The organism is Youngimonas ophiurae (nom. illeg.), assembly GCF_049803795.1.
Lineage (GTDB): Bacteria > Pseudomonadota > Alphaproteobacteria > Rhodobacterales > Rhodobacteraceae > Thalassobius.
The window spans coordinates 228,031-239,763 of the sequence record NZ_JBNAGJ010000003.1 but is presented as its reverse complement, the minus strand read 5'-3'; the positions used below and the strand labels follow the sequence as shown (position 1 = coordinate 239,763).

Genomic DNA, 11,733 nt, shown 5'->3' with positions numbered 1-11,733 from the left:
CCGCCCGGAGCAGGCAGGTATGACGATTGGACAGGCCCAGACAGACAGGCCGGGACAGACAGGCCCGGACCGGACGGGCCGGACCGCAGCACCGTCAAATCTGATCGAAGGCCCCGCCCCGCCCCAGCCCGGCGGCGAAACGCGCGGCTCCGGCCTGGCCCTCGGTGGTAAAGCTCTGCAAAGAGCGCCATTCACGGCGCAAAGCAGCCCCCAGTTGCCCCCCCGAGGGGCGCGCGGACAGGTGATCGGCGCGCAGACAGGCCTGCGGGAAACGGATGATGCTATCGGCCAGATCCAAAGCCGTATCCAAAGCGCCCCCACGCGGCGCGACACGATCCACCAGCCCCATTTCGGCGGCCTCGGTGGTGCCGACGGCGCGGCCCGTCAGGATCATGTCATTGGCCCGCCCCTGCCCGACAATGCGGGGCAGACGCACGGTGCCTCCGTCGATCAGCGGCACCCCCCAGCGGCGGCAATAGACGCCAAAGGTGGCGTCCTCGGCGGCGACGCGCATATCGCACCAGGCGGCCAGCTCCAGCCCTCCGGCCACGGCATAGCCCTCGATTGCGGCGATCACCGGCTTTCTGAGTGACAGCCGCGTGGGCCCCATCGGCCCCGGCATCGGCTGCGCCACGGCATCCCAATCCTGAGGAATGTCCAGCTGCGCCATCCACCGGGCCCCGGCGCCATTGGCAGCGGCCTTCAGGTCGAACCCCGAACAGAACGTACCGCCCGCCCCCGTCAGGATCGCCAGATCGAACGCCTCGTCCGCTTCGAACTCCTGAAAGGCCGCATAGAGTGCTTGGGCCGTCTGCGGATCCACCGCATTGCGCGCTGACACACGGTCGATCGTGATCACACGCAGACGGCCTTCGTCGCGTATTTGAATGCTCATTGATGTCTCCTCCCGCTGGACAGAGTGCAACAGGAATGCAAAGCGAACAAGACAGAGGGTATTTCGCGTGTCCGGGCAGCGTGCTAAGAGACGGGATTGACCCTCAAACGCCAAGGCCACCATGACCGAGATCGAAGAAAAACTGGCCCATCTGATGCGCAACGTAGACGAGCTGTCAGACGTTGTGGCCCGCCAGCAAGACAAGATCGACCGGCTGGAACGCCGCGTTCAGATGTTGATGGAGCGCGCCGCGCAGCAGGAAAGCGATCAGGGCAGCTATATCTATACCGGCCCCGAAAAACCGCCGCATTACTGACGGGTCAGTCCGCCCACAATTCGGGCTGCATCCAGACCGGGGGCAGTTTCAGCCGGCCCTCCAAGTCCGCGCCCGGCCGCAGCGCCACCGATTGCCAGGCCGGTGCCCAATCGGCTGGCATGGGGTATGGCGGCGTCACCTGCGTCTCGGGCGCAAAGCCGAAACGGCCGTAATACCCCGGATCGCCCAGAACCAGCGCCAGCGCGGCCCCGTCCTGTTTCGAGCGCGCCAGCCCCGCCGTCACCAGCGCCGCGCCCAGCCCCATTTTCTGCCGATCCGGATGCACCGCCAAAGGCCCCAGCAACGCCACGCGATGCCCACCCACCTGGCCCGGCGTAAAGGCCACATGCCCCAGCAGAGCGTCCCCCTCCTGCGCCGCCAGATGCAGCACCTCGGGCAAGGCCGCCAGTTCCCGCACCACGGGGCGCAATTCTTCGTCCGGAAAGGCCGCCGGGTAAATTTCAAGCACCTCGGCCAGCCGGGAGCGATCCAATTCCACGATCCGGGTCATTACACCTCCTCGACGTCCAGCACGCCGTTCAGCCCCTTGATCGCCCCCTTGATCTGCGGGTTCACCGGGTATTGTTCCTGCGTGTCGATCTCAACTTCGCCCGGAAGATCCGGGTGAATCAGACGGAAAGAAACCGGGCCGCGCCCCGCGCCTCGCGCGGCCTCGCGGGCGCCGGCCAGAATATTGGCCACGTTCTGCACGACCGCGACATCATCAATCAAAATCTCCAGCCCCGAACTACCCGCATCCGCAATCACCGAATCCATCGCGGCAACTGACCGGATCGTGGGATCGAACTGGCCCTCGTTGAAACGCGCCTCAAGCGACATGACCACCTTATCCGTGTTTTCCAGCACGTTGCGCGCGGCGATCAGGTCTTCCTCTTTGCGGGCGAACATGGCGATCCCGGCCAATTGCCCGGTGCTGTCCGAAATGTTCATCCGGAAATAGCGGTTGCCCTTCAGGCTTTTCATCTCGCGGAACCCCGAGACCATCACCCCCACCGAGACAATCGCCGCCCCGCTGGCCTCGGCCTCGTCGCGGGCCTGAGCGATGGTTTTCACCTTCTTGCGGCGCAACGGGCCGGCATAGTCGTCCAGCGGGTGGCCGGTCAGGAAGAACCCGATGGCTTTTTGTTCCTCCATCAGCCGGTCGATCGGCGGCCAGTCATCAATCGAGCGAATGCGCGGTTCGGGCAGATCGTCCCCCGCCTCGCCGAACAGGGACACCTGATTGCTGGCCTTCTGTTCGTGGATCGCGGCCGAATAGCTCACCAGCGCGTCCAATGCCTCGAACACGCGGCGGCGGTTCGGGTCCAGCTGATCGAAGCCCCCGGCGCGGGCCAGCATTTCCAGCGGGCGCTTGCCCACACGTTTCAGATCGACCCGGCGAGCGAAATCGAAAAGCGTGGCAAAGGGTTTGTCCACCCCATCAACCTGCCGCCCGTCCGAGACCAGCTTCATCGCCTCAAGGCCTACGTTTTTCAACGCGCCCAGGGCGTAGATCAGCTTGCCATCAACCACATCGAAGGTCGGCAAGGACCGGTTCACGCAGGGCGGCACGATCTCGATTTCCAGCCCGCGACGCACCTCTTCGGCGTAAATCGACAGCTTATCGGTCAGATGAATATCGCAGTTCATCACGCCGGCCATGAACTCGGCCGGGTGGTTCGCCTTCAGCCAGCCGGTCTGATAGCTGACCACCGCATAGGCCGCCGCGTGCGATTTGTTGAAGCCGTAGTTGGCGAATTTCTCAAGCAGATCAAAAACTTCGCTGGCCTTTTTCGCGGGAACTCCGTTTTCGGCAGCGCCCTGTTCGAATTTGGGACGCTCGGCGTCCATGGCCTCTTTGATCTTTTTACCCATGGCCCGACGCAGCAGGTCCGCGCCGCCAAGGCTGTAGCCAGCCATCACCTGAGCGATCTGCATCACCTGTTCCTGGTAAACGATGATGCCCTGCGTTTCCTCAAGGATGTGATCAATCAGAGGGTGGACGGATTCGCGTTCCTTCAGCCCGTTTTTCACCTCGCAATAGGTGGGGATGTTTTCCATCGGGCCGGGGCGGTACAGGGCCACCAGGGCCACGATGTCCTCGATACAGGTGGGTTTCATGCGCCGCAGCGCGTCCATCATGCCGCTGGATTCCACCTGGAACACAGCCACCGTTTTCGCGCTTGTATACAGCTTGTAGGTCGGCTCATCATCCAGCGGAATCGCGCCGATGTCATCCAGCGCGCCCTCGGGCGGGTCATAGAGCTCGGTCCCGTCGGGGCCGATATGCAGGTGGCGGCCGTTCTTCTTGATCAGATCCACCGCGTTCTGAATGACCGTCAGCGTTTTCAGACCCAGGAAGTCAAACTTGACCAGCCCGGCCTGCTCGACCCATTTCATGTTGAACTGCGTGGCCGGCATGTCCGAGCGCGGATCCTGATACAGCGGCACCAGCCGGTCCAGCGGGCGGTCGCCGATCACCACCCCCGCCGCGTGGGTCGAAGCATTCCTGAGCAGCCCCTCGACCTGCTGACCATAGGTGAGCAGACGGTCGATGACCTCTTCATTGCGGGCCTCTTCGCGCAGGCGTTCCTCTTGCTTCAGGGCCTCGGCGATGCTGACGGGCTTCACGCCCTCCACCGGGATCAGCTTGGACAACCGATCCACCTGACCGTAAGGCATCTGTAACACGCGGCCGATGTCACGCACGGCGGCCTTGGACAAAAGCGCACCAAAGGTGATGATCTGCCCCACCTTATCGCGCCCGTATTTTTCCTGAACGTAGCGGATGGTTTCCTCGCGCCGGTCCATGCAGAAATCAATGTCGAAGTCCGGCATCGACACACGTTCCGGATTCAGAAACCGTTCGAACAGCAGGCTATAGCGCAGCGGGTCCAGATCGGTGATCGTCAGCGCATAGGCCACCAAAGAGCCCGCCCCCGAGCCCCGCCCCGGCCCCACCGGGATGCCGTTATCCTTGGACCATTGGATAAAGTCGGCCACGATCAGGAAATAACCGGGAAAGCCCATGCCCTCGATGATGTCCAGCTCGAAATCCAGCCGTTCCTGGTATTTTTCCACGGTATCCGCGTGGGGGATCACGGCCAGCCGGCGTTGTAGCCCTTCATTGGCCATGCGGCGCAGCTCGGACACCTCATCATCGGCGAATTTGGGCAAAATCGGATCGCGCCGATAGGCCATAAAGGCACAGCGCCGGGCGATTTCCACCGTGTTTTCAAGCGCCTCGGGCAGGTCCGCGAACAGCGTCACCATTTCCTGCTGGGTTTTGAAATAGTGCTGCGGGGTCAGGCGGCGGCGCGGCTCGACCTGATCGACATAGGCGCCCTCGGAAATACAGATCAGCGCGTCATGGGCCTCGTACATGTCTTCTTTGGGGAAATAGACATCATTGGTGGCCACCAGCGGCAGACCCAGATCATAGGCCATTTCGACAAAGCCGCGCTCGGTCAGGCGTTCGGGTTCGGGCAGGCCGTTTTCGCCGGGATGGCGCTGCAATTCCACATAGCAGCGGTTCGGATAAATCTGCGCAAAGCGGCGCAGCATCTGTTCGGCGGCGGCGCGGTGGCCGGCCTGCAATTCCATCCCCACGGGGCCCAGCGCGCCCCCCGTCAGGCAGATCAGCCCGTCTGAAAACTCGGTCAATTCATCGAAGGTGACCTGCGGCAACTGCCCGCCCTTGTCCACATACAGGCACGAGGACAGGCGCATCAGATTTTCATATCCGGTCTCGGATTGCGCCAGCAGAACCACCGGCGCGGGGTCTTTTTGCCGCGCACCCGGATCGGGCTGATGCCAGGCGACATCCACCTGGCAGCCCATGATCGGCTGGATTCCGGCCCCGCTGGCGGCAACCGCGAATTCCAGCGCCGAGAACATGGAATTCGTGTCCGTCACGGCAACCGCTGGCATGTCCATATCGGCACAGACCCCCGGCAGTTTTTTCAGCCGCATGGCCCCTTCCAGCAGGGAATATTCGGTATGCACGCGCAGGTGGATGAATCGAGCAGAGTCAGTCATGCTCACCATCCTATTTCAGCCGCTCTGGCCCGAAAAGCGCGAAATCGCAGCCCAAATCTTGGGCATATGCCACAAGTTCCATCAAACGATCCGTGGTTTTTCTTGCCAAATGGTAAAAACCGGGCTTTGCTGATCAAAACCAACAGGGGCCTTTGCCGTTTTCTACGCCGCATCGAAGACGGGTCACCAAGGTTAACACTCCGGTAAGGCGGCGGGTCTATCACATGGATATCACCTTTCTTCTGAACGGAGAGAGCGTGGAATTACGCGGCGTGCCCCCGACGAAATCCTTGCTTGACTGGCTGCGCGAAACGCGGGGCCTGACCGGCACCAAAGAAGGCTGTAACGAGGGCGATTGCGGGGCCTGCACGGTGATGCTGCAGGACGAAAACGGCAATCGCGCACTGAATGCCTGCATCCTGTTTTTGCCGCAACTGAATGGCAAATCCATTCGCACGGTCGAAGGGCTGGCCTCGCCGCTGGGGGATTTGCACCCGGTGCAACAGAGCATGATCACGCATCACGGCAGCCAATGCGGATTCTGTACGCCGGGTTTCGTGGCCTCGATGGCGACGGCCCATTTGAACGGGGACACCGATCATGCCACAGCGCTGGCGGGGAACCTGTGCCGCTGCACCGGCTACGCGCCCATTCTGCGCGCCGCCAAAGCGGCCGAGGCGCAGCCCGCCCCGCCGCATCTGTCGGATTTCACGCTGCCCATGCCCCTGCCGGCCACGGATGGCGACACGGTTCAGCCCGAAACCGCAGACCAGCTGGCCGCGTGGTACATGGATAATCCCGACGCCACGCTGATCGCGGGGGCCACGGATGTCGGCCTATGGATCACCAAACAGCTGCGCAGCCTGCCCAAGGCAGCCTTTCTGAACCGCTGCGCCGATCTGCAACAGATCACCGAGACCCAGAACAGCGTTACCATCGGCGCGGGCGTCACCATTGCGCGGCTCATCGCGCTGATGGACGATCTGCACCCCTCGCTGGGGCGGATGTTGCGGCGCTATGGGTCGGCTCAGGTGCGGGCTGCGGCCACGATTGGCGGGAATATCGCCAATGGCTCGCCTATCGGCGACGGCCCGCCCGCGCTGATCGCCCTGGGGGCGACGCTGCACCTGCGCCGGGGCCGCGAACGCCGGCAGATTCCGTTGCAGGATTTCTTTGTCGATTATGGCAAACAGGACCGGGCCGCGGGCGAGTTCATCGAGGCCATTACCCTTCCCAAACAGCCCGACCGGCTGAAATGCTATAAGCTGTCGAAACGGTTCGATCAGGATATTTCGGCCGTGTGCGGGTGTTTCTATATCGACGTGACGGATGGGGCGGTAACAGGGGCCCGGATCGCCTTTGGCGGCATGGCGGGCATTCCCAAACGCGCGTTTCATGTGGAAAACGCCCTGATCGGCCAGCCCTGGAGCGACAACACCATCGCCGCCGCATGGGAGGCCTGGGCGCAGGATTTCACGCCGCTCAGCGATATGCGGGCCTCGGCGGCCTACCGGCTTGAAACCGCGCGAAACATGCTCAGCCGCTACTTTCTGGAGGATCTGGGGGCCGATGTGTCCGTCCATCGTGTCACGGCGGAGGGGCACCCATGAGCAAGCCCGCCCCCCTGCCCTTTGCCGCTCTGCCGCATGACGCCGCGCATCTGCATGTGACCGGACAGGCCCGGTATGTGGACGATATTCCGATGCCTGCGGGCACGCTGCATCTGGCCTTTGGCCTGTCCACCATCGCCGCCGGGCGCATTGCCGCGATGGACCTGTCCGGCGTGCGCGCCCTTCCCGGTGTCAAAGCCGTTCTGACGGCCGAAGATCTGCCCTTTGCCAATGATGTCTCGCCCTCGGCGCATGACGAACCGCTGCTCAGCGACGGGACCGTGCATTATGTCGGCCAGCCGCTGTTTCTGGTGATCGCGGACAGTCATCTGATTGCCCGCAAGGCCGCCCGGCTGGCCATTATAGCCTACGAGGAAACCACGCCGATCCTGACCATCGATCAGGCTCTGGCCGCCGACAGCCGGTTCGAGGACGGCCCTCGCGTCTACGCCAAAGGCGATGCGGCAGAGGCGATCGCCCAGGCGCCGCGCATTATCGAGGGCACGCTGGAGCTGGGCGGACAAGAGCATTTCTATCTGGAAGGTCAGGCCGCGGCGGCGGTGCCGGGCGAGGATGGCGATATGCTGGTGCACAGCTCTACCCAGCACCCGACCGAGATCCAGCACAAGGTGGCCGAGGCGCTGGGGGTGGCCATGCACCGCGTCCGCGTGGAAATGCGCCGGATGGGCGGCGGCTTTGGCGGTAAGGAAAGCCAGGGCAACGCGCTGGCCTGCGCCTGTGCCGTGGCCGCGCGGATGACGGGCAGGCCGTGCAAGATGCGCTATGACCGTGACGATGACATGGTGATCACCGGCAAACGTCACGATTTTCGCATCACATATCGCGCCGGTTTCGATGAGGATGGCTTGATCCAGGGCGTGGAGTTCGTGCAGATGACGCGCGGAGGCTGGGCCCAGGATCTGACCTTGCCCGTGGCGGATCGGGCCATGCTGCACGCCGATAACGCCTATTACCTGCCCAATGTGCGGATCGAGAGCCACCGGCTGAAGACCAACACCCAGAGCGCCACCGCCTATCGCGGGTTCGGGGGGCCTCAGGGGATGGTGGGGATCGAGCGGGTGCTGGATCATATGGCCCATGATCTGGGAATGGATCCGGCAGAGCTGCGTCAGCGCAATTATTATGACGCGATGGAAGAGGATGAAGGGGGCGTTGTCCGGGCGGATTTGGATGAGGGGGGCGTTGCTCAGCCGGGTTTGGATGAGGGGGGCGTTGCCCCCCGGCCTGCGGCCTCCCCCCAGAGTATTTCTGTCAAAAAGAAGCGCGATGTGACGCCTTATGGGCAGGTTGTTGCGGATTTCGTATTGGAGGATTTGACCGGACAGCTGCTGGCGCAATCCGATTATGCCGCGCGGCGGGCTGAGGTTCGCGCGTGGAATGCGCGCAATCCGGTTTTGAAGAAGGGGATTGCCTTTAGCCCGGTGAAATTCGGGATTTCCTTTACGTTGACGCATCTGAACCAGGCCGGGGCATTGGTGCATGTGTATCAGGATGGCTCGGTTCAGTTGAACCATGGGGGCACCGAGATGGGCCAGGGCCTGTTTCAGAAGGTGGCGCAGGTGGCGGCTGGCCGGTTTGGCATCGCGATGGAGGCCGTTCGGATCACGGCGACGGATACGTCCAAGGTGCCCAATACCTCGGCGACGGCGGCGTCTTCGGGAACGGATCTGAACGGGATGGCGGTGAAGCTGGCCTGCGATGAGATTCGCGGACGGATGGAGGCGTTTTTGCGCGCCTATTCCGGTGGTGGGCAGGTCGGCTTTGCCGATGGCAGGGTGCGGGCGGGCGATCTGGAGATGAGCTTTGCCGAGGCCGCGCAGCTTTGTTATCAGAACCGGATCAGCCTGTCGGCCACCGGGTTTTACAAGACGCCCAAGCTGGCCTGGGACCGGATTCGGGGCGAAGGGCGGCCGTTCTATTATTTCGCCTATGGCGCGGCGGTGACCGAGGTGGTGCTGGACACGCTGACCGGAGAGAGCCGCATTTTGCGGGCGGATGTGCTGCATGATGCGGGGGCATCGCTGAACCCGGCGCTGGACATTGGCCAGATCGAGGGGGGCTATGTGCAGGGCGCGGGCTGGCTGACCACGGAAGAGCTGATTTGGGATGAGCGGGGGCGGCTGCGCACGCACGCGCCCTCGACCTACAAAATCCCGGCGTTTTCGGATCAGCCCGAGGTGTTCAACGTGGCCCTGTGGGAGGGGCAGAATCGCGAAGAGACGATTTATAGGTCCAAGGCCGTGGGCGAGCCGCCCTTCATGCTGGGGATTTCGGCGTGGCTGGCGCTGTCGGATGCGGTGTCTGCCTGCGGGCCGGGCTATCCTGCGCTGAATGCGCCCGCCACGGCCGAGCATCTGCTGACCGCCATCGGGAGGCTGCGCGATGGGGTTTGATCTGGACGGTCTGCGCGCGGCGGTTCTGGCGCAGGGACGGGTGGCCCGCGTGGTGATTGCCGCCATCGAAGGCTCCAGCCCGCGTGAGGTGGGCGCGGCGATGCTGGTCTGGGAGGGCGGCCAATCGGGCACCATTGGGGGCGGCGCGCTGGAATTTCAGGCCGCAAAGGCCGCGCGCGCGGCGCAGTCAGACCGGCTGAGCCGCCATGCTCTGGGCCCCGAGCTGGGGCAATGTTGCGGTGGGCGGATCACTCTTTTGCGCGAAATCTATGATCTGGCGCGTCTGGACGGGCTGGACGGCGGGGTGATTGCGCGCAGCGTGGATGGCTCAGACATGCCTTTGGGGGTGAAACGGGTGCTGGCCCGCGCGCGCGGTGAAGGGATCGCGCCGCAGACAGAATTAACCCAAGGCTGGTTTATCGAGCCCGTGCATCGCCCCGCCCAGTCGCTGTGGATCTGGGGGGCGGGCCATGTGGGGCGGGCTCTGGTACACACGTTGGCCCCCTTGCCGGATGTGTCGATCACCTGGGTGGATACCGCAGCGGCGCGGTTTCCCGGCGATCTGCCCGAAGGCGTCACCGCCCTGCCCGCTGCCCGGCTTGAGCTGCTGGTGCCCCATGCTCCGCTGGACGCGCGGCATGTGATCCTGACCTATTCGCACGCGCTGGATCTGGCGCTGTGCCATGCCCTGCTGGCCCATGGATTCGGCCGCTGCGGGCTGATCGGCTCGGCGACGAAATGGGCGCGTTTTCGCAGCCGTTTGGCCAATCTGGGTCACCAATTGGCAAGCATTTCGCGCATAGAATGCCCCATCGGAGACCCGACGCTGGGGAAACATCCTCAGGCCATTGCGATTGGCGTGGCGCGTGACATACTGACGACAACGGGGCGTAAGACTCCGCTTTGCAAGGGAAAAACCGGGTGACAGGGACGCTGCTATCTATTCAGGGCCTGACCAAGGCCTATCCGGGGGTTGTCGCCAACAGCGACGTCTCTTTCGACATCAAAGAGGGCGAGGTGCACGCCCTGCTGGGGGAAAACGGCGCGGGGAAATCCACGCTGGTGAAGATGATTTATGGGCTGGTGAAACCCGACAGCGGTACGATGCTGCTGCGCGGGGCGCCCTTTGCCCCGGCCGAGCCGCGGATCGCTCGGGCTGCGGGCGTGGCCATGGTGTTCCAGCATTTTTCCCTGTTCGAGGCGCTGAATGTGGCTGAAAACATTGCTCTGGGCATGGAAAACCCGCCGAAAATGGGTGACCTGGCCGCGCGCATCAAGGAGGTGAGCGAAACCTACGGCCTGCCTCTGGATCCCTATCGCACCGTTGGCGACCTGTCCGCCGGCGAACGCCAGCGGGTCGAGATTATTCGCTGCCTTCTACAAGATCCGCGCCTGCTGATCATGGACGAGCCCACCAGCGTTCTGACCCCACAAGAGGTTGAAATTCTTTTCAAAACGCTGCGCAAGCTAACATCCGAAGGGGTGGCGATCCTGTATATCAGTCACAAGCTGGAGGAAATCCGCGCCCTATGTGAAAGCGCCACGATCCTGCGGCTGGGCAAGAAGGTGGGCACCTGCGTGCCCCGCGATGTCTCTGCCCGAGAGATGGCGGAAATGATGGTCGGCAGCCAGTTGCACGTGCCCGAACGGGCGGGCGGCGATCTGGGGCCGGTGTTGCTGGAATTGACGGACCTGTCGGTGAAATCGCCCTCGGAATTCGGCACCTCGCTGAAAGGGATTTCACTGAAGGTACGCTCGGGCGAGGTGCTGGGGCTGGGCGGGGTCGCGGGCAATGGCCAGGACGAGCTTCTGGCCGCGCTTTCGGGGGAAATCCGCACCCCCGCCAGCGCCGTGATGATGGAGGGCCAGCCAGTCGGCGCGCTGGGGCCGACGGCGCGGCGTAAACTGGGGCTGCTGACCGCCCCCGAGGAACGCCTGGGCCACGCCGCAGCCCCCGACATGAGCCTGACGGAAAATGCCCTACTGACCGCATCCACCCGACAACATCTTGAAAAAAAAGGGTTCCTGAAATGGGGAAAGGCCCGCGAATTTGCCGAATCGGTGATTGAGCGCTTTGACGTACGCACCCCCGGCCCCGCGAATGCGGCGCGCTCGTTATCCGGGGGGAATTTGCAGAAATTCGTGATCGGACGCGAGGTGATGCAAGCGCCCACGGTGCTGGTTGTGAACCAGCCGACCTGGGGCGTGGATGCGGCGGCGGCGGCAGACATCCGGCAGGCTTTGCTGGATCTGGCCGCGGGCGGCGCGGCTGTGATCGTGATCAGCCAGGATCTGGATGAGTTGATGGAAATCTCGGACCATTTTGGCGCGCTAAACGAGGGGCGTCTGTCCGAGATCCGGCCCGCGCGCGGGCTGAGCGTGGAGGAGATCGGCCTGATGATGGGTGGCGCTCATGGGATGGAGGAAGCGCATGTTTAAGCTGTTTCCTTTGTTGAGTAT

At 63.4% G+C, this 11,733-nt stretch carries 8 protein-coding genes; 5 read left to right on the top strand and 3 right to left on the bottom strand.

Features of this window, described 5'->3' with window-relative positions; genetic code table 11:
- Positions 1–94 precede the first annotated feature (94 nt).
- Positions 95–895 carry a crotonase/enoyl-CoA hydratase family protein gene (locus ACP15O_RS08890; protein WP_425095723.1) on the bottom strand — a complete coding sequence of 267 codons (801 nt, stop codon included), beginning with the start codon at positions 893–895 and terminating at the stop codon, positions 95–97.
- Between the two features lie 121 nt (positions 896–1,016).
- Here ACP15O_RS08890 and ACP15O_RS08885 point away from each other — a divergent pair, with 121 nt between their 5' ends.
- Positions 1,017–1,211, top strand: coding sequence for a SlyX family protein (locus ACP15O_RS08885; RefSeq protein WP_425095722.1), 195 nt, complete (start codon positions 1,017–1,019; stop codon positions 1,209–1,211).
- Between the two features lie 4 nt (positions 1,212–1,215).
- Here the strand turns inward: ACP15O_RS08885 and ACP15O_RS08880 are convergent, their stop codons facing one another.
- Both ACP15O_RS08880 and dnaE read right to left on the bottom strand, forming a co-directional pair.
- A complete protein-coding gene (locus ACP15O_RS08880) occupies positions 1,216–1,722 on the bottom strand; it encodes a GNAT family N-acetyltransferase (protein ID WP_425095721.1) in 507 nt (168 codons plus the stop codon).
- Positions 1,722–5,249, bottom strand: a complete 3,528-nt coding sequence (gene dnaE / locus ACP15O_RS08875; RefSeq protein ID WP_425095720.1) for a DNA polymerase III subunit alpha — start codon at positions 5,247–5,249, stop codon at positions 1,722–1,724. The genes ACP15O_RS08880 and dnaE overlap by 1 nt, the downstream gene beginning before the upstream one ends.
- A 224-nt stretch (positions 5,250–5,473) precedes the next feature.
- Here dnaE and xdhA point away from each other — a divergent pair, with 224 nt between their 5' ends.
- The 4 genes from xdhA to ACP15O_RS08855 are packed head-to-tail and all read left to right on the top strand — an operon-like array spanning position 5,474 to position 11,712.
- The gene (xdhA, locus tag ACP15O_RS08870) at positions 5,474–6,859 is read left to right on the top strand and encodes a xanthine dehydrogenase small subunit (protein WP_425095719.1); all 1,386 of its coding nucleotides are present in this window, start codon (positions 5,474–5,476) and stop codon (positions 6,857–6,859) included.
- Positions 6,856–9,273 (top strand): xanthine dehydrogenase molybdopterin binding subunit, encoded by a 2,418-nt coding sequence (gene xdhB, locus ACP15O_RS08865; RefSeq protein WP_425095718.1) that lies wholly within the window; start codon positions 6,856–6,858, stop codon positions 9,271–9,273. Before xdhA ends, xdhB begins: the two co-directional genes overlap by 4 nt.
- A complete protein-coding gene (xdhC, locus tag ACP15O_RS08860) occupies positions 9,263–10,198 on the top strand; it encodes a xanthine dehydrogenase accessory protein XdhC (RefSeq protein WP_425095717.1) in 936 nt (311 codons plus the stop codon). The genes xdhB and xdhC overlap by 11 nt, the downstream gene beginning before the upstream one ends.
- Complete coding sequence (locus tag ACP15O_RS08855; RefSeq protein ID WP_425095716.1) at positions 10,195–11,712, top strand: ABC transporter ATP-binding protein; 1,518 nt, start codon at positions 10,195–10,197, stop codon at positions 11,710–11,712. The genes xdhC and ACP15O_RS08855 overlap by 4 nt, the downstream gene beginning before the upstream one ends.
- The last annotated feature ends 21 nt before the right edge of the window (positions 11,713–11,733 follow it).